Source organism: Parapusillimonas granuli (assembly GCF_013416525.1).
GTDB lineage: Bacteria > Pseudomonadota > Gammaproteobacteria > Burkholderiales > Burkholderiaceae_B > Parapusillimonas > Parapusillimonas granuli.
On sequence record NZ_JACCEM010000001.1, the window covers coordinates 379,308 to 396,844 of the forward strand.

Annotated in this window: 16 protein-coding genes and 4 tRNA genes; 5 read left to right on the forward strand and 15 right to left on the reverse strand. The window is 58.6% G+C overall.

The features are described from left to right. Position 1 precedes the first annotated feature (1 nt). From rplK to H0A72_RS01840, 13 genes are all read right to left on the reverse strand, one after another. Positions 2-433, reverse strand: coding sequence for a 50S ribosomal protein L11 (gene rplK / locus H0A72_RS01780; RefSeq protein WP_180153260.1), 432 nt, complete (start codon positions 431-433; stop codon positions 2-4). 67 nt (positions 434-500) lie between these two features. After that, entirely contained in the window at positions 501-1,034 is a 534-nt protein-coding gene (gene nusG / locus H0A72_RS01785; RefSeq protein ID WP_180153262.1) for a transcription termination/antitermination protein NusG, read from the reverse strand. Positions 1,035-1,043: 9 nt separating this feature from the next. Next, entirely contained in the window at positions 1,044-1,424 is a 381-nt protein-coding gene (gene secE, locus H0A72_RS01790; protein ID WP_180153264.1) for a preprotein translocase subunit SecE, read from the reverse strand. Between the two features lie 46 nt (positions 1,425-1,470). Continuing rightward, a tRNA-Trp gene (locus H0A72_RS01795) sits at positions 1,471-1,546 on the reverse strand. A gap of 89 nt (positions 1,547-1,635) precedes the next feature. Next, positions 1,636-2,829: an elongation factor Tu gene (gene tuf, locus H0A72_RS01800; protein WP_180153226.1), complete on the reverse strand. Its 1,194-nt coding sequence runs from the start codon at positions 2,827-2,829 to the stop codon at positions 1,636-1,638. 49 nt (positions 2,830-2,878) lie between these two features. Further along, positions 2,879-2,953 (reverse strand) — tRNA-Thr (locus H0A72_RS01805). A 51-nt stretch (positions 2,954-3,004) separates the two neighbouring features. Continuing rightward, positions 3,005-3,078, reverse strand: a tRNA-Gly gene (locus H0A72_RS01810). 155 nt (positions 3,079-3,233) lie between these two features. Further along, positions 3,234-3,320, reverse strand: a tRNA-Tyr gene (locus H0A72_RS01815). Between the two features lie 135 nt (positions 3,321-3,455). Next, positions 3,456-4,376, reverse strand: a complete 921-nt coding sequence (locus tag H0A72_RS01820; RefSeq protein WP_180153266.1) for a ParB/RepB/Spo0J family partition protein — start codon at positions 4,374-4,376, stop codon at positions 3,456-3,458. Between the two features lie 12 nt (positions 4,377-4,388). Next, a complete protein-coding gene (locus H0A72_RS01825; protein ID WP_218953126.1) occupies positions 4,389-5,222 on the reverse strand; it encodes a ParA family protein in 834 nt (277 codons plus the stop codon). Then, a complete protein-coding gene (gene rsmG / locus H0A72_RS01830) occupies positions 5,219-5,893 on the reverse strand; it encodes a 16S rRNA (guanine(527)-N(7))-methyltransferase RsmG (RefSeq protein WP_180153267.1) in 675 nt (224 codons plus the stop codon). Before rsmG ends, H0A72_RS01825 begins: the two co-directional genes overlap by 4 nt. After that, a complete protein-coding gene (gene mnmG / locus H0A72_RS01835) occupies positions 5,893-7,809 on the reverse strand; it encodes a tRNA uridine-5-carboxymethylaminomethyl(34) synthesis enzyme MnmG (RefSeq protein WP_180153269.1) in 1,917 nt (638 codons plus the stop codon). The genes rsmG and mnmG overlap by 1 nt, the downstream gene beginning before the upstream one ends. A 2,165-nt stretch (positions 7,810-9,974) precedes the next feature. Beyond that, positions 9,975-10,181, reverse strand: coding sequence for a cold-shock protein (locus H0A72_RS01840; RefSeq protein ID WP_180071569.1), 207 nt, complete (start codon positions 10,179-10,181; stop codon positions 9,975-9,977). Positions 10,182-10,483: 302 nt separating this feature from the next. Here H0A72_RS01840 and H0A72_RS01845 point away from each other — a divergent pair, with 302 nt between their 5' ends. Both H0A72_RS01845 and H0A72_RS01850 read left to right on the forward strand, forming a co-directional pair. Continuing rightward, entirely contained in the window at positions 10,484-11,653 is a 1,170-nt protein-coding gene (locus H0A72_RS01845; RefSeq protein ID WP_180153271.1) for a methionine aminotransferase, read from the forward strand. Positions 11,654-12,130: 477 nt separating this feature from the next. Next, positions 12,131-12,685 carry a Fic/DOC family protein gene (locus tag H0A72_RS01850; protein ID WP_246436994.1) on the forward strand — a complete coding sequence of 185 codons (555 nt, stop codon included), beginning with the start codon at positions 12,131-12,133 and terminating at the stop codon, positions 12,683-12,685. 30 nt (positions 12,686-12,715) lie between these two features. On the opposite strand, the gene H0A72_RS01855 is transcribed toward H0A72_RS01850, so the two are convergent. Then, positions 12,716-12,889, reverse strand: a complete 174-nt coding sequence (locus H0A72_RS01855) for a hypothetical protein (protein WP_180153273.1) — start codon at positions 12,887-12,889, stop codon at positions 12,716-12,718. A gap of 419 nt (positions 12,890-13,308) precedes the next feature. Here H0A72_RS01855 and H0A72_RS01860 point away from each other — a divergent pair, with 419 nt between their 5' ends. From H0A72_RS01860 to H0A72_RS01870, 3 genes are all read left to right on the forward strand, one after another. Next, positions 13,309-14,028 (forward strand): glutamine amidotransferase, encoded by a 720-nt coding sequence (locus H0A72_RS01860; RefSeq protein WP_180153275.1) that lies wholly within the window; start codon positions 13,309-13,311, stop codon positions 14,026-14,028. 666 nt (positions 14,029-14,694) lie between these two features. Continuing rightward, positions 14,695-15,864 (forward strand): STY4528 family pathogenicity island replication protein, encoded by a 1,170-nt coding sequence (locus H0A72_RS01865; RefSeq protein ID WP_180153277.1) that lies wholly within the window; start codon positions 14,695-14,697, stop codon positions 15,862-15,864. A gap of 584 nt (positions 15,865-16,448) precedes the next feature. Then, entirely contained in the window at positions 16,449-17,312 is an 864-nt protein-coding gene (locus H0A72_RS01870) for a phage integrase N-terminal domain-containing protein (RefSeq protein ID WP_180153279.1), read from the forward strand. On the opposite strand, the gene H0A72_RS22495 is transcribed toward H0A72_RS01870, so the two are convergent. Then, complete coding sequence (locus tag H0A72_RS22495; protein WP_425502533.1) at positions 17,297-17,482, reverse strand: hypothetical protein; 186 nt, start codon at positions 17,480-17,482, stop codon at positions 17,297-17,299. The two genes, H0A72_RS01870 and H0A72_RS22495, sit on opposite strands and share 16 nt — an antisense overlap. Positions 17,483-17,537: the final 55 nt, after the last annotated feature.

Consider the following 17,537-nt stretch of genomic DNA (forward strand, 5'->3'; position numbering starts at 1 on the left):
CTTATACCCCTTCAACCGTAATGCCCATGCTGCGCGCGCTGCCGGCGATGGTGCGCACGGCGGCATCCAGATCCGCGGCGGTGAGATCCGGCGTCTTGGTCTTGGCGATTTCCTCGGCCTGGGCGCGCGTCAGCGTGCCGACCTTGTCCAGGTTGGGCTTGGCCGAACCCTTCTGCACACCGCTGGCCTTCTTGATCAGAATGGTGGCCGGCGGCGTCTTCATGATGAAGGTGAAGCTCTTGTCCGCGTAGGCGGTGATCACCACGGGGATCGGCAGACCGGGCTCCATGCCCTGCGTCTTGGCGTTGAACGCCTTGCAGAATTCCATGATGTTCAGGCCGCGCTGACCGAGGGCCGGGCCGATGGGGGGTGACGGATTGGCTTTACCAGCTGGCACTTGCAGCTTGATGAAGCCGACGATTTTCTTCGCCATGCTTAGCTCCTTGCGGGTTCAAACGCCGATGACGGCAATGCGTCAGGGGCTCCCCGGGGTTGAGGTTTCAGGTCTTTTCGACCTGACCGAAATCGAGTTCCACGGGTGTCGCGCGGCCGAAGATCGTGACCGATACGCGCACCTTGCTTTTCTCGTAGTTGACGTCTTCAACATTGCCGTTGAAGTCCGCGAAAGGACCTTCTTTGACGCGGACCATTTCGCCCACTTCAAAGAGGATCTTGGGCCTGGGTTTCTCGACGCCTTCTTCCATTTGCGAAAGGATTTTCTCGACTTCGCGGTCGGAGATGGGAGCGGGACGGTTGCCCGAGCCGCCCAGAAAACCGGTGACCCGATTCGTGTTCTTTACCAAGTGCCAGGTTTCGTCGGTGAGGTCCATTTCGACCAGCACGTAACCCGGGAAAATGCGCCGCTCGGTGATCGACTTTTTACCGCCTTTGACTTCGATGACTTCTTCAGAGGGAACCAGGATGCGTCCGAAGGAAGACTGGAGTCCCGCGCGCTCGATACGCTCGAGAAGAGCCTTGTGCACGCTTTTTTCCATTCCGGAATAAACGTGTACGACATACCAACGCTTGCTCATGTGTGTCCTTTATTTCCAGCCGAGCAACAGGCCATAAATGACCCATTCAAGAGCTTTATCAACGACCCACAACAAGATGCCCATCACGACGACGAACGCAAAGACGATGCCCGTCATTTGCGTGGTTTCCTTGCGCGTAGGCCATACGACACGCTTGACTTCGTTGTAGGAGTCGCGACCGAAGCTGAGCGTGCGGCGCCCGGGTTCGCTGAACCAGGCGATGATGGCGGCAAGCACCAGGCTGCCCACGAAAATGCCGACGCGCAAGGCGGTCGGCTGGCCTTCGAGCATGGAATAAGCCACTATGCCGGCCACGATAACAAGCACCGCCAGACCCAGCTTGATGCGATCTGTGCTACTGGTAACGGTTTCTACGTTGCTGTTAGACATATTCCGGCAATTGGCGCCGCGTGCGCGACGCTGATGAGACTGAGTGTGGCAGGGGCAGTAGGAATCGAACCTACAACCTTCGGTTTTGGAGACCGACGCTCTGCCAATTGAGCTATACCCCTAGACCCTGAAAGCAGCCCCCTTGCGGACAGCTGCTTTTTTTACAACCGGGGCGAAAGGGTGGCGCCTCCCTTTCGCCGTACTGCTTATTTTACTTCGTGATGCTGGCGACGACGCCCGCGCCCACGGTACGGCCGCCTTCGCGGATGGCAAAGCGCAGGCCCTCTTCCATGGCGATCGGCGCGATCAGGCTCACCTTCATCGACACGTTATCGCCAGGCAGCACCATTTCCTTGTCCGCCGGCAGCTCGATCGTGCCGGTCACGTCCGTCGTGCGGAAGTAGAACTGCGGACGATAGCCCTGGAAGAACGGCGTGTGGCGCCCGCCCTCGTCCTTGGACAGAATGTACACCTCGGCCGTGAAGTCCGTGTGCGGCTTGATCGAGCCGGGCTTGGCCAGCACCTGGCCGCGCTCGACGTCTTCGCGCTTGGTGCCGCGCAGCAAAATACCCACGTTATCGCCCGCCTCGCCCTGATCGAGCAGCTTGCGGAACATTTCCACACCCGTGCACGTGGTCTTGACCGTGTCCTTGATCCCCACGATCTCGATTTCCTCGCCGACCTTGATCACGCCGCGCTCGATACGGCCCGTCACCACCGTGCCGCGGCCCGAGATCGAGAACACGTCTTCCACCGGCATCAGGAACGTACCGTCGACCGCACGCTCGGGCGTGGGGATGTACGAGTCCAGCGCCTCGGCCAGCTTCAGGATCGCTTCCTTGCCCAGCGGACCTTCGTCGCCCTCGAGCGCCAGCTTGGCCGAGCCCTTGATGATCGGCGTGTCGTCGCCCGGAAAGTCGTACTTGGACAGCAGCTCGCGCACTTCCATTTCCACCAGCTCGAGCAGCTCTTCATCGTCGACCATGTCGGCCTTGTTCAGGAACACGATGATGTACGGCACGCCCACCTGGCGCGACAGCAGTATGTGCTCGCGCGTTTGCGGCATCGGGCCGTCGGCGGCCGACACCACCAGGATCGCGCCGTCCATTTGCGCCGCGCCCGTGATCATGTTCTTGACGTAGTCCGCGTGGCCCGGGCAGTCCACGTGCGCGTAGTGGCGCGCCTGCGTTTCGTACTCGACGTGCGAGGTGTTGATCGTGATGCCGCGCGCCTTCTCTTCGGGCGCCGCGTCGATCTGGTCGTAGCCCTTGGCTTCGCCCGAACCGAACGCCTTGGCCAGCACCGTCGTGATCGCCGCCGTCAGGGTCGTCTTGCCGTGGTCAACGTGACCGATCGTGCCTACGTTGACGTGCGGTTTGGTCCGTTCAAACTTACCTTTTGCCATGGCTGACTCCTGACGATGGAATTGAGCTGTATGTAATCGAATAAATTTTTGGTGCCCATGACGCGGATCGAACGCGTGACCTCTCCCTTACCAAGGGAGTGCTCTACCACTGAGCCACATGGGCAACTTTTGTTGCTTCCCGCCGCTTGCGCGGCGAAATTCAAAAAAACTTTACTGGAGCGGGTGAAGGGAATCGAACCCTCATCATCAGCTTGGAAGGCTGTTGCTCTACCATTGAGCTACACCCGCGAAGGTTCACTTCAACCGCGAAAGCCATGGCGGGCATTTTTGCTTACCGCTTTTGCAAACCGCGCTTCGCAAACAGTTTTCCAAACCGAGCCGCAGCCACGACTGCTGAAATTCTTCGGGCTAAAACCCTTGGGGCCTAAAACCCTTGAGGCTTCTGGTGGTGGGAGTTGGATTCGAACCAACGTAGGCGCAAGGCCAACAGATTTACAGTCTGCCCCCTTTAACCACTCGGGCATCCCACCAAAAGCGAACTCCGAATTATGCAGAGTTTTTTCAGGCTTGTCAAATACTACAAGCAAGCCCCAAGCTTGCGCTGCAATTTGGAGACGGGATTATAGCAGAGGGGCCGAATCCTGCAGCGGGCCTGAGCCGGGGATTCAATTTTCGATCAGCCCCGACAGCCCTTGCCGTTCCAGCAGCGAATTCAGGTGGTCCCAGCCATGGAAATCGATCATCAGCTGGCCCTTGTTCTTGGCGCCGAGCTTCAGGCTGACCCGGGTGCCCAGGTGGTCGGAAAGCGCTTCTTCCAGGCGTTTCGCATCGCCCGACAGCGCCACCGGCCTGCGTTGCGTGCGGGCCGGCTTGCCCTCCGCCTCGTCGAGCGCCCGGCTGACGAGCTTTTCGGTCTCGCGCACGGACAAGCGCTTGGCGATGACCTCGTTGGCCAGCAGGATCTGGTTGGCGGCATCCAGCGACAGCAGCGCGCGGGCGTGGCCCATGTCGATGTCTCCGGCCAGCAGCATGGTCTGGACGGGCTCCGCCAGGTTCAGCAGGCGCAGCAGATTGCTCGTTGCCGAGCGGGACCGCCCGATGGCCTGGGCGGCCTGTTCATGCGTCAGGCCGAATTCGTCCAGCAGGCGGCGCACCCCATGCGCTTCTTCGAGCGGGTTCAGGTCCTCGCGCTGGATGTTTTCGATCAGCGCCATGACGGCGGCGCTTTCGTTGGGGACCTCGCGCACCAGCACGGGCACTTCGGTCAGGCCCGCGATGCGGGCGGCGCGGTATCGGCGCTCGCCGGCGATGATTTCGTATTTTCCCGCGTCCTTGCCCGCCAGCGGGCGGACCAATATGGGCTGCATGATGCCCTGGGACCGGATCGAATCGGCCAGTTCATTCAGCGCGCCCTCGTCCATCCGGGTGCGAGGCTGGTACTGGCCCGCGCGCAAGGCGTCCACCTTGAGCACGGACGGCAAGGCGTCCGCGTCCGTGGACTTGCCCAGGGCCTCGATGGCGGGGCCGTCCGCGCCCAGAAGCGCATCCAGTCCACGGCCCAGGCCTTTTGGTTTTCTCGTTGCCATGATGTGTATTCCTTAAGACTGCCGACGTTCAACGGGAGGACGCGCCTGGTCGCGCAGCGCGTCCTTCTTGACCCGCTTGATCAGCTCATCGCCAAATTCGATATAGGCTTTCGCGCCGCGGGAATTCCTGTCGTACACGATTCCAGGCAAGCCATGGCTGGGAGCCTCGGCCAGGCGTACGTTGCGCGGAACGATGGAATCGAAGACCTTGTCGCCGAAGTGCGCCTCGATCTGTGCCGACACTTGTTGCTGCAGGGTGACTCGCGCGTCGAACATGACCCGCAGCAGGCCGATGAGCTGCAGGCCGGGGTTGATGTTGCGATGCACGCGCTTGATGGTGTTGACGAGGTCGGAAAGCCCTTCCAGCGCGAAATATTCGCATTGCATGGGAATGATCACCCCATGCGCCGATGCCAGGCCGTTCAAGGTCAGCAAGGACAAGGTGGGCGGGCAGTCGATCAGTATGAAATCGTACTCGTGCTCGATCTGGCTGATGGCCTGCTTCAACTGCTGCTCGCGGTCGTCCATCTGGACCAGGTCGATTTCGGCGCCGGAAAGTTCGCGGTTCGACGGCAGCACGTCGTAGCCGCCGGCTTCCGAGCGCAGCCTGGCATCCTGTATGGTCGCTTCCCCGATCAGGACTTGATACAGGTTGCGCTCCGCCTTGTTCTTGTCGATGCCGCTGCCCATGGTGGCGTTGCCTTGGGGATCCAGATCGACGAGCAGCACCCTTTTCCCCAGCGCGGCCAGCGCCGCGGCAAGATTGATCGCCGTCGTCGTCTTGCCAACGCCGCCCTTTTGGTTCGCGATGCAGAAAACCTTTTTTATCGGACTATTTTGGCTCATGGGGTTCCTTCACGACTCATCCAGATCAAGCAGCGCCGGGCATCCAGTTCGGGCACGGACAGCGGCGCCAGGCGTTCTACCCGCCATTCCGTGTTCGAGTGCAATGCTTCGATTTCATCGTCGGGTTTCTGGCCTTTCATTGCCAGCAGATGCCCGGCCGATGCGACATGATGGCCAGCCAGTGTCGCAAAATCAAGTAAAGAAGCAAAAGCCCGGGAAACCACGAGGTCGGCTTCAAACGGCGGCAGGGTTTCGATGCGGCCGTGCATGGCTTTGAGATTGCCCAGGCCAAGCACCCCGGCCGCCTGGCGTACGAAGGCCATCTTTTTCTCGACGGCGTCGACGCAGCGCACGCGCCATTCGGGATGCATGATGGCCAGCACCACCCCCGGCAGCCCGGCACCCGAACCGACGTCGACGATCAGAGGCTCTTTTACTGTGTTTTTATACAGTTCCTGTTCGACTTCCGGCAAAATGGCGAGGCTGTCGAATACATGCTGAACCAGCATTTTATCGGGGTCGCGCAAGGCCGTCAGGTTATAGGTCTTGTTCCAACGCTGCAGCTGCTCCAGGTATTTCAGCAAGGCCGCGCCCTTGGCTTCATCCAGGCCAATATGCAAGCTCGCCGCGGCTGCCTGCAGGCGGTCCTGGAAGCTGTTCGTCGTCGTCATTACGCCACTTTTTTCCTGTGCTGCATGCGTTTCAAATGGATCAGCAACAGCGCAATGGCCGCCGGCGTAATGCCCGATATCCGGCTCGCCTGCCCCACCGTCTCCGGGCGGCTCGCCTTCAATCTTTGCCTTACCTCTATGGACAAGCTGGTGATGGCATCGTAGTCGATGTCTTCAGGAATGGGCTGCTGCTCCTGCGCCGCCTGCTTCTGGACATCTTCTTGCTGCTTTGCAACGTAGCCGGCGTACTTGATCTGGATCTCCACCTGCTCGGCCGCGACGGGATCTTCCAGGCCCGGGCCCGCCAGCAAGCCCGCTTCGCCGTTTTCCACCGCCATCAGGGCGGCATACGTCACCTGCGGGCGCTTCAGCAAATCATGCAGGGAATGCTCTTTTTCCAAAGGCTTGTCCAGCAGCTCGTTCAAGGCATTGGAAGCCACCACTTTGGGGTTCACCCAGGTATTGCGCAGGCGCTGGATTTCAGCTTCCACCGCATCACGCTTGCGATTGAAGGCCGCCCACCGCGCATCGTCCACCAAGCCCAGGCTTCGCCCTATCTCGGTCAAACGCATGTCGGCATTGTCTTCTCGTAAGCTCAACCGGTATTCGGCACGGGACGTGAACATGCGATAAGGCTCGGTTACCCCCCGCGTGATCAGGTCATCCACCAGCACGCCCAGATAGGCTTCATTTCTTTTTGGATACCAGCCATCCAGGCCCCGGGCTTGCCTTGCCGCATTCAGGCCGGCCAGCAGCCCCTGGGCCGCCGCTTCCTCGTAGCCCGTGGTGCCATTGATCTGGCCGGCGAAGAACAAGCCACGGAAAGCCCGGGTTTCCAACGTCGGGCTCAGTTCACGTGGATCAAAATAATCGTACTCTATAGCGTAACCCGGACGCATGATGACGGCATTCTCAAGCCCGGGCAAGGTTCGCAGCATCGCCAGCTGAATATCGAACGGCAGGCTGGTGGACACACCATTGGGGTAGATTTCACGCGTCGAAAGCCCTTCAGGCTCCAGAAAAATCTGATGACTGGCCTTGTCGGCAAAACGATGGATTTTGTCCTCGATGGATGGGCAATAGCGCGGGCCTATGCCTTCTATGGTTCCACTGTCGCTATACATGGGCGAGCGATCCAGGCCCGACCGGATGATGTCGTGAGTCCGCTCATTGGTATGCGTGATCCAGCATGGCAACTGCTCGGGGTGCATGTCCTCCGAGCCCATATAAGAGAATACAGGTATCGGGTCGCTATCCCCAGGCTGAACCTCGGTTTTACTGAAATCGATACTACGCGCGTCCACACGAGGCGGCGTTCCTGTCTTCAAGCGGCCTTGTGGCAGCTTCATTTCCTTGAGCCTCTGCCCCAGCGAAATCGAAGGCGGATCGCCCGCACGCCCGGCCGAATAATGATCCAGCCCCACGTGCACCAAACCATTCAGAAACGTCCCCGCCGTCAGCACCACCGTCTTGCCTCTGAAACGCAAACCTATCTGCGTCACCGCGCCAACCACCCGGTCGCCTTCGACGATCAGATCGTCCACCGCCTGCTGAAAAATCATCAGGTTCGGCTGGTTCTGCAAAATGGTCCGGATGGCCTTGCGATAAAGAGAACGATCGGCCTGAGCACGGGTGGCTCGGACTGCCGGACCCTTGGAACGATTCAAGATACGAAACTGAATGCCCGACTGGTCAGTGGCATAAGCCATGGCGCCGCCCAAGGCGTCGACCTCCTTCACCAAATGCCCCTTGCCTATTCCTCCGATAGAAGGATTGCAGGACATCTGGCCCAGGGTTTCCATGTTATGAGTAAGCAACAGAGTGGAAGCGCCCATGCGAGCGGCGGCAAGAGCCGCCTCCGTTCCAGCATGGCCTCCGCCTACGACGATAACGTCGAATTCATCAGGATAATTCATCTTTTGCTTTGATAAGCAAGCGCGTGTAAAGGGGCATTATAAGGCTTGGGGCTTGGAGTGTTCCACGTGGAACATGTTAGCGGTGTAACTGATTGGGTTATGTTTCACGTGGAACATTGTTGGGATTGGGGTTTGGTTATGCGTTGGCGGTTGTTTTGCTTATTTGGGCGGAAGTTCGGTGGGTAGCATTAGGAGTTCATCGGTGAGTGACGTCTAGGATTTCTTTAGTTGCCTCCGTTGAGGTTTGTGGTTTACTCCGCTCTATGAATGGTGTACTGGCGATACTTATATATAGTTGAGTCTTGGTTGAAACCGGCTGCTCAGCTTGTTGCGTGATTCGGATTGCGCTGTTCATGTCATGGAACATCGCTTGATTGGTGTGTTATTCATCTGTGTGCGGAATACGGCCTATTGATTGACTATTGTCATTTAAATTGTGCCATTGAACGGGCGATGTTTTTGGTGTGTTGTTCATCGGGTCATTTGACATTGGCTGATTGCGTTGTCGCGTAGTTTGTATTGCCCTCGTTCGTGTCACGGAACGCAGTCTGATTGGTTTGTTGTTCATCAGGTCATGGAACACGGTCTGATTGGCGTGTCGTTCATCAGGGCATGGAACACGGTCTGATTGGCGTGTCGTTCATCAGGTTATGGAACACGGTCTGCTTGGCGTATCGGGGCATCGGGCTAGGCGAAGGCGGTTCTGGCCGTTGGCCAGAACTCCCCGGTTTTGGCTCGTCTCCAGGGCGGTCGCGGAACTCGTGCGCTCGGGCCAGTGGCCCGAAAGCGCGCACTCAAACAGCCGCGCCCTTGCATCCCTGGAGCCAAGCCAAAACCGGCGCCTGCGCATAATCGCCCGCTGCCCCGATACGCCAATCAGCCCTGCGCCCATTGTGATTGAACCGATGATGGCAGCGGCATGCCGGGCGGGCTGGTTCTGGTGTGATGGTATTGGTCTCGACGTGATGGTGTTGGGCCTGATGGGGCGGTGCCATTACGCTGGAGGCCCGTTTCATGCCGCGATAGCCACCACACCACGGCCATCGCAGTACCGCCATCTCAGTACCGCCATCGTACTGCCGCCACCGTGATCATGTCCCCTCCATCGCCATGCCACGGCTGCCACAGAGCCACGCTGCTGCTGGCCAAACCCTCTTGCCAAGAACCAGCCCGCCACTGAGGCAAGCAGCGCCCCAATTCTCCTTAGCATGAGGCCTGCCAGGTGCTGCGCGGGTGCTCGGGCGACTTTCGGGGCCCGCCGGCCAAAGCACGCCTGGCGGGGATGCAAGGGCGCAGCTGTTTGAGCCCGCGCTTTCGGGCCACTGGCCCGAGCGGGCGAGTTCTGCGACCGCCCCGACAGGCGTGCTTTGGCCGGGCAGTCCTGCGCAGCAGGACCGGGTCACGGGAGCAAGAGCACCCGCGCAGCACCTGGCAGGCCGCGTCAAGAAACCAATAACGGCGCAACAATCGATAAACCGCCCGCGTCAAGAACTCAAACAACAGCGCGACAACACCATAACCAAGCCACTTAACAAGCCATAAAACAGAGCAGCAATCACAATAAACAGACCGATTAAGAAACAAAGACAGACACCAGCACAACAGCTACACAGCGCAGCAACAAACAAATAAACCCACCTTATCAACCCGTCTTCATAAAACATAAGCCGCACTGTTTCACGTGGAACAATCTACCACGCCATGCCACCTCACTCTAATTCTCAAATAATATTTCCATACCCAACAATCCCATACGCACTTGTGGATAACTTTGTGGGTAACAGGACTGAAAAGCTGTTGAAACACGCTCGTCAGCCAGATGCAGACAAAGCCGGCTGTTCCTTGTCAACCACTCGCCACAAAACTCCCCCAGCATCCCACAACAGCACACCCCTTCCGCTCCTCCGCCGCAAGCCTTTGTTTTAATGGAATTTTAGGCACGACGACCCGAAAATTTTCTATACGTACGAAGCATGCACACAGCCTAGTATAAAAACATCGCAGCAGTATTCCGTTGCCTCAGCTCATTCAACCATCAGCTTATGAACTCATAATCAAACTGTGTATAAGCCGCAAACGACAGGCATAAAAAAACGCCCACATCAATGAATGCAGGCGTTTAATTGATCGCTGCGGAAAGAATCGCGCAGACGCTCCAGAGGGAATTACAAAGGACGAATTCCAGCTGCTTGCGGGCCTTTGGGGCCGTCTTTGACTTCAAATTCCACTTCCTGGCCTTCGTTCAGGCTGCGATAGCCGCGGCCTTCGATTGCGGAGAAATGCGCGAAAACGTCAGCACCGCCTTCATCGGGGGTAATGAAACCGAAACCCTTGTCGGCGTTAAACCATTTGACTTTGCCCTTTTGAGCCATGATGCGTAGCGTCCTTAAAATAAACAAAAATGCAAGCAACCAAGGACGTTGACACGAGCCCAGATTAACCAACGCAAAGGATCAAAAGCTTGATGCCCAGATCATTACCGATTACGCGACCACGAGACTTGCGCACTACTTGATTACAACGCAGGTGTGAGCATAACCACGCCGCAAGCGTTTATCAAATAATAGTTAACCCTATGTGGTATTTTTCCGTCAGCAAGCGCTGCTGCCATATTCATATACTTTATTGCTAAGCTGCTTCATCAACTACACATGACCTACGTGGATACCGAGAAATGAATTTCCAGTCCAAGCTGCCCGATGTCGGCACGACGATCTTTACGATAATGAGTCAGTTGGCAACTGACCACAAAGCAATAAATCTTGGACAAGGCTTCCCGGATTTCAACCCGGACACCGAGCTTCTGGACCTTGTGTCCAACGCCATGCATCAAGGCCATAACCAATACCCGCCCATGGCCGGCGTTCCCGCGCTGCGCGAAGCGATCAGCGGCAAGGTCCAGGCCCTGTACGGCCACCATTACGACAGCAATACGGAAATCACCGTCACCAGCGGCGCAACAGAAGGCTTGATGGCCAGCATCCTGGCGTTCGTGCGCAGCGGCGATGAAGTCGTGCTGATCGAACCGTTCTATGACTCATACATTCCCGCCATTCACCTGGCGGGAGGCATCCCTGTGCCCGTCCCGCTGCAAGCTCCTACCGCGGAACGGCCCTGCTACCAGATCGACTGGGAGCGCATACGGGGCGCGATCAATTCCAAAACCCGAATGCTCATCATCAACTTTCCCCATAATCCGACCGGCATCAACTTGCGGGAAAGCGACCTGGACGAACTGGAGCGCATCGTCGATGAAACCGGCATACTGATTTTGTCGGACGAGGCCTATGAACACATCGTTTTCGATGGGCATCAACATCAAAGCCTGGCACGCCGGCCCGCGCTAGCCGCCAATGCCGTGGTGATCTCGTCTTTTGGCAAGACCTATAGCGCCACCGGATGGAAAATCGGCTATTGCTGCGCGCCCGTGGCGCTGTCCAGCGAAATCCGTAAGGTTCATCAATTCGTCGTTTTTACCGTTTCGTCTCCCATGCAGGTCGCCCTGGCGACCTATATGCAAAACCCGGCGCCTTATCTGGGTTTGTCGGCCTTTTACCAGAAGAAGCGCGACAGATTGTTCGAGGGCCTTAAAAATACCCGCTTGGTGCCCATGCCCAGCCAAGGTACCTTCTTTTTGCTGGCCGACTACAGCGCGGTCTCGGACCTGCCCGAAGCGGAATTCGCACGGTGGCTGACCACGGAACACGGCGTGGGCGTGATCCCGGTATCCGCCTTTTACCGCAACCCGCACGCCGCGGAATCGAACCATGGGCTTGCCCGCTTCTGCTTTGCAAAAAGGGACGAAACCCTGGATGCAGCGATGGAAAGACTAGCCGCCGTTTAGCCTTCGCTTTGCCGAACCCGCCGCCTTGTACAAGGCGGTTTTTTTTTGCGCACTGAATACACGGAGAAGTATAGCTCCACGAAAAAAAGCGGCAAGAAGGCGTTGGCTCCATGGTTTTTGTTCCTATCTTTTTATATACCGATTACTGATGATGGGTCCCTGTGGATAAGCTGTACAAGTCGGTATTTTTATTAAATATCAGGGTGTTATGACGGATTCTCGATGGGCATAACTGCTGTTTTCAAAGAGGACGAATACTGGACAAGTTTTCATCGGGCAAAAAAATTGCATGTTGTTCCGTCATGGTCCACAATCAATCCACACCATCTCGACTTAGTAGTTATCCACAGGGGCGGCCGAACTCCGGCGTGACCGTTTATTTTGAAACGAAAGGTAACTGTGAGAGGAACCATGGTGACGCGATACGACGTGACGGGCGCCCAGGGAATGGCCGAACCTGGTTCTCATGGAGCGGTCTTGGCGAACAAGCTGGGCATCACCAAACAGGCGGACATCGACGAGGCCGAGCTGGTGCTGCTGCAAAAGCTCTACGAATCGGTGCTCGGGGACCATCTGCCGCCGGGCCGGATTTCAATCAACCATCTAAAAACTTGGCATCGACGCTGGCTTGGAAACGTCTATCCCTGGGCGGGCCTGGCCAGAACGGTCAACATGAGCAAGGGCGGGTTTCCATTCGCGCCAGCCGCCCAGGTCCCCCGGCTGATGGCGGACTTCGACCGCTTGTATTTGCACCGATACACCCCTTGCATGGGATTCGATCTGGTGGAATTGACCGAAGCCATCGCCGTCACTCACGTCGAATTCATTCTGATGCATCCATTTCGCGAGGGCAACGGCCGGATCTCCCGGCTGCTCGCCGACGTCATGGCCGTCCAGGCCGGGCACGGGCCATTGGACTACAGCTTATGGGAAAGCAACAAGCAGCAGTACATCACGGCAATCCAGCAAGGGCTGGGAAACGACTACGAGCCGATGAAATACTGGGTGGGAAAAGTGCTTGAGACGGCTTGACGCCGGGCGCCATGCCGGCCGGCAAGGATGTCAGGCCGCGGCGGCGGCGGCAAGGCTGAGCTGCTGGTACTTGCTGGTTTGCGCTTTCAGCAAGGCCTCGAGTTCTTTGATGGGTTGGCCGGTTTCGATTGCCGTGGAGCTCGCTACAGCACGGATGATGCGCGTTTGGGCTGGAGGAGCAAGAAGTGTGGGCGTGGATTTCATTGAATCGCGGCAAATGAGAACTTACGCCAGTATAACCTTTTGTGTCTTCGTCAAAAAGCGGAATGGCTCGTCTCGAGCGGGAAGCGTGATCACAAAGAGCGACAAAGAAAGTTCGGCGCAGCGGCACTGGGAGTGCGATGCTGGTTTTCTATAGACTCTTTTCTTTATATAAAAAGACTGGTAATGATGGGTGTCTGTGGACAACTGGCAAAACTCGTGCTTCGCATTGAAATCCCAGGGCTTTTTCACCATTTTGCGCCAAGGATAAGATGCACTGAACCGGTGGACCGAAACTGCATAAGTTTCACGGCCGCCTTCGCAACCCGGCTTATGCCTTTATTGTCCACAGGCGGTCCACAGGCTTTCCCGCCGGGACTCAGCGGGGAAACTGTAAGAAGCGCGGATGTATGATGTAGCATATGAGTGATACACGTCCATTTCTTATCGTCCACATGGGGCGTCCCCCGCGCAATGTATCCGTCCGTGTGGGAAATCAAGACGATTGGTTCCTGTCGGCTTTGCGAGGCCTGGAACACCCCATCCAGGTCGTCCGGCCATTCGAAGACGAGCCCCTGCCCTCCCCGGCACAATTTCGCGCGGCGGTCATAACCGGTTCATGGTCCATGGTCACCGACCAAGAACCATGGAGCGAGCGAACCGCCGAATGGGTGGCCGATGCCGTCGAGCAAGAGTCGCCGATACTGGGAGTGTGCTATGGCCATCAGCTGATGGCCCGGGCTTTGGGCGGCGAGGTGGGCTTCCACCCGAAAGGCAGGGAAATCGGGATCAAAACCATTGAATTGCTGCCGGATGCCGTGCACGACCCATTGCTGAAAGGGCTGCCCGCGCACTTCCAGGCCAATCTTTCCCACCTGCAGGCGGTTCTTGTACCGCCCACGGGCGCACAAGTCCTGGCCCGCTCCGATCACGACGAAAACCAGATCCTGCGCTATGGGCCGAAAGCCTGGTCCGTGCAGTTCCATCCGGAATTCACGCCGGCCATCATGGCCGCCTGCATCGAGTCCCAGGCAGCCCGGTACGCGGAAGAAGGCTTCGACGTAAGAGGCTTGATGGCGCAATTGGGGCCGACGCCGCAGGCGCTTGCCGTGCTGCGGCGTTTTGCGGGCATGCGGGTGTAAGGTCCCCCTGGGCTTCCCAATACATTGGCGTATCCTTTGAGCTAGCCCTCCTGGGCGCGTAGTGGGCTATCCCTTGTCGCCTGGCCGGATGAAATGGATGTAAATAGGTTGTTAAACGGGAGGCCGGATTAAAACGGCACTGCGCTGCATGGTTGAAGGCGCAGCACCCTGCGTCCGAAAGCATTCCCCGGCGCTTGAGCGCCTTGAGTGCGGTATCTGTGAGAGACATGGACCCTCCTTTGAGCCCCACCTCACTTCCCGATGCAGAAGCGGCGCTTCCTCTGTATCCAATTGATTTTTAATGGAGTTTTTGAGGCAACTCAATGAATTTGGACCTATTCTTGGACCCAAAAACCAAGCGTATCCCTTGGTAGCGGCTGATGGCCCTCCATGGACGCTTCTCGCTCTCCCGTTACCGATGTGATGTGTCAGCGGACGACCTGATCAGAGACAGTGAACCCAGCCATCGACGTCCGCCAAGATCCAGTACGCTGCAACGAGCTCATTTTCCCACCTCCTGATCCGGAAGACCAAGGATGTTGTGCCCTGCTTCAGCTCGAAAAAACGGGAGGAGCGCAGTTCGGATTGTTGGCTGCGACAGCGGTGATGCCGGGGTGAGATGACGGCTCCTTTGGCCAGTTGGCCAATACCGATAGGAGCCTCACCATGTCACACCAAGTTTCAGACATCGTCACCCCGAAAGCCCTGTTGCTCGATGAGCGGCTGGCGCCGCTGGAGCGCAACGCCTGGCTAACTTTCCGTGCGCTGGCCAGCAGCGATGGCACCGTGGTCCTCAGCTATGACGCGCTGCGCAAGTACCTGCCCAGCGCACCGGGCAGCAAGCGGGCTGCCCTTGAAACCGTATCCAGGGCCGTGCTGTGCTTGCGGCGGTCCACTTGGATCGCTTTGGTCGAGTACCGCCGCAACCCGATGACTGGCTTCTCGATGGCCAGCCGCTACGCGGTGCGGACTCAGCCCCTTGCGTTCGACGACGCCTGCATGGAGGACGAAGACTACCTGCCGCTGCTGGAACGGGCGCTCGGCCACTCCAGCGTGACGATCCGCCAACTGGCGCAGTCCATTCTCGATGAGGCCATGCGCCATCCGGACAGGTTGGAAAAGCTGCCCGCAACGATGCAGGAGCGGATCAGGCGCCTACAGCACCGTGGCGACGACCATGGCCCGGGCAGTCCTGGTGGCTCAACTACGCGCGATGCCCTCGTGCCCGAAGCCAGCGGCGGCATTCCGAAACCCGTTCCGGCATCTGCGACAGCAGTACGTACTGTAGAAAAAGAAGTATTAAAAGAAGTACGTACACACCGCTCACAACCCGAAGTGCGAGCATTGGGGCCAGATGTGCCAGCCCGCTTCCGGCAGCTGCCGCAGGATCAGCAACGGGTTCTCACCGCGCGTCTGAGGGGCTTGCCGCCGGAGAAGCGCCTTGCAGTGCTGGCCGAGTGGGACGTGCGCTGCGAATCAGGTGGTGTGCACAACGCCATCGCCTACCTCTACGGTTTGATCAAGAAGGCCGTGGAAGGCGTCTTCAAGCTCTGGGCCGCCCGCAAATCCACTCCGCAGCAGACACCCATGCAGGCCATCAACAACAGCCTGCATGGCTCGCCGCCAGTTCCTTCTCCATCGTCCAGCAGCCAAGCCGCAAAGCCTGCGTCGCGCGAGGTGGCGCAACGGCATCTGGAACAGATCCGGCGCATGCTGAAGACGCCATCGCTGCCCATCGGGCAGATCATCGGGTGCATGGCTGACAGCGGAATGCTGCCAACAGCCCCGGGGAACACGCCCGCTGCTGCAAGGTTGGGGCCACTGGGCTCGGCATGAGACAGATGGGGCCGTCACTGCCCACCGCAGTGACGGCCCGTCGAACTGCAGCATCAACGCGGGTTGGCGCAGTATCGCGTTGATGGCTGCGCACATGACGATGCCCCGGCACACTGGCCCAACAACGACCTACCGGTGGGTATGAACACCGGAACCCTGGCACAGGTTCCTGCAAGCGCCGACCCGGTTCGCCGGATGGAACCATCCCAGGCACACCCAGGCTCGCTTGGTGTGCCGCCCTACCCATGGGCAGAGCCATCCTCATCCTCGGCGTGGTTCGTCTCGCCATCGTCGCAACACACGCCCACCACTCGGGGCACTCGTTGCTGGTCGCCCGTCCTCGCGCGGCCTGCTGCCTCGTTTTCCACCACTCCACAGGAGGTACCTATCCCAGCACATCGCGTTGTTGTCCCTTGCAACTCTTCCGCCCGGCCTTCCCACAGGAAGCAAGGCGGACGCCTCATTAGAGGCCACAGGTGAACTGAGCACCTGGCCCTTGCCCCTCGGGGATCTCGCCTTGACGAGTTGGCAAAAACACTGACCGTTTGCTTCTCAGCCCCGACAACCGATGAAACAACACCGCGATGGACGACCTGACCTATACCCTGCGCCAGCTTTGCCAGCGCAACCGCGACGGCAGCCACGCCACCCAGGCTGACCGGCAACGGTCGCTGAGTCTGGCCGCACGCCAACTGCGCGAGGCGGGCTTTCGCCAGATGCGGGCCACCTCGCTCAAGGGCAAGCATGTCGAAGCCCTGTTGCAGCGCTGGCAAGCCGAAGGCCTGTCGGCCGGTACGCTGAAGAACCGCATGGCGCACCTGCGCTGGTGGGCCGAGAAGGTTGGCAAGGCAGGCATTCTGCCGGCAGACAACACCAAGCTAGGCATTCCTGAGCGGCACCACGTGGCCCATGAAAACAAGGCCAAGGAACTGGATAATAGGCTGGACAGGATCACAGATCCCCACGTCCGCATGAGCCTGCGCCTGCAAGCGGCTTTCGGCCTGCGGCGAGAGGAATCCATCAAGTTCCAGCCCCGTTATGCCGACCGCGGCGACCACATCGCCATCAAGGGATCGTGGGCCAAAGGCGGACGCGAGCGGACGGTACCCGTCACGACGCCGGAACAGCGTGCGGTGCTGGACGAGGCCCATCGGCTGGCCGGCCCAGGTTCGCTGATCCCGGCGCACAAGACCTACATCCAGCAGCGGCATGTTTACGACGGCCAGTGCAAGGCAGCGGGGTTGAGCAACATGCACGGTCTGCGGCATCGATACGCGCAAATGCGGTATGAGGCGCTGACGGGGTGGAAGGCACCGGCGGCGGGTGGTCCTGGCAGAGCCCAACTCAATGCAGACTATCGAATGAGCGACCAACACGCCCGGCAGCAGATCAGCCGCGAACTAGGGCATGAAAGGCTGAAAGTAACATCAATCTACCTAGGAGCCTGAGGATGCCGGCGATGCAGGGCGGCTGGAAGGAACTTGTCGATCTCCTCATCCGAGAACGTCATCTCCTCCTGCGCCTTCAACCCGTCACTGGCAATGCCATACGCCTTGGAATTGGTTCTGGGCGCTGTGGCGTAGATATTGGTGAGTCGTGATTGCAGCTCATCTCTCATAGCGATCCGGTATCGAACTGCGGTTCTTCACGGCCAGATTGCCGCAGAAAGTGCA

Excerpts from the sequence above, each read along its gene's own strand:
- H0A72_RS01870 (WP_180153279.1), top strand. The coding sequence starts at position 16,449 with ATGGACGACCTGACCTATACCCTGCGCCAGCTTTGCCAGCGCAACCGC.
- rplK (WP_180153260.1), bottom strand. The coding sequence starts at position 433 with ATGGCGAAGAAAATCGTCGGCTTCATCAAGCTGCAAGTGCCAGCTGGT.
- H0A72_RS01840 (WP_180071569.1), bottom strand. The coding sequence starts at position 10,181 with ATGGCTCAAAAGGGCAAAGTCAAATGGTTTAACGCCGACAAGGGTTTC.
- mnmG (WP_180153269.1), bottom strand. The coding sequence starts at position 7,809 with ATGAATTATCCTGATGAATTCGACGTTATCGTCGTAGGCGGAGGCCAT.
- nusG (WP_180153262.1), bottom strand. The coding sequence starts at position 1,034 with ATGAGCAAGCGTTGGTATGTCGTACACGTTTATTCCGGAATGGAAAAA.
- rsmG (WP_180153267.1), bottom strand. The coding sequence starts at position 5,893 with ATGACGACGACGAACAGCTTCCAGGACCGCCTGCAGGCAGCCGCGGCG.
- secE (WP_180153264.1), bottom strand. The coding sequence starts at position 1,424 with ATGTCTAACAGCAACGTAGAAACCGTTACCAGTAGCACAGATCGCATC.
- H0A72_RS01855 (WP_180153273.1), bottom strand. The coding sequence starts at position 12,889 with ATGAAATCCACGCCCACACTTCTTGCTCCTCCAGCCCAAACGCGCATC.
- H0A72_RS01860 (WP_180153275.1), top strand. The coding sequence starts at position 13,309 with ATGAGTGATACACGTCCATTTCTTATCGTCCACATGGGGCGTCCCCCG.
- H0A72_RS01865 (WP_180153277.1), top strand. The coding sequence starts at position 14,695 with ATGTCACACCAAGTTTCAGACATCGTCACCCCGAAAGCCCTGTTGCTC.
- H0A72_RS01825 (WP_218953126.1), bottom strand. The coding sequence starts at position 5,222 with ATGAGCCAAAATAGTCCGATAAAAAAGGTTTTCTGCATCGCGAACCAA.
- H0A72_RS01845 (WP_180153271.1), top strand. The coding sequence starts at position 10,484 with ATGAATTTCCAGTCCAAGCTGCCCGATGTCGGCACGACGATCTTTACG.
- tuf (WP_180153226.1), bottom strand. The coding sequence starts at position 2,829 with ATGGCAAAAGGTAAGTTTGAACGGACCAAACCGCACGTCAACGTAGGC.
- H0A72_RS01820 (WP_180153266.1), bottom strand. The coding sequence starts at position 4,376 with ATGGCAACGAGAAAACCAAAAGGCCTGGGCCGTGGACTGGATGCGCTT.
- H0A72_RS22495 (WP_425502533.1), bottom strand. The coding sequence starts at position 17,482 with ATGAGAGATGAGCTGCAATCACGACTCACCAATATCTACGCCACAGCG.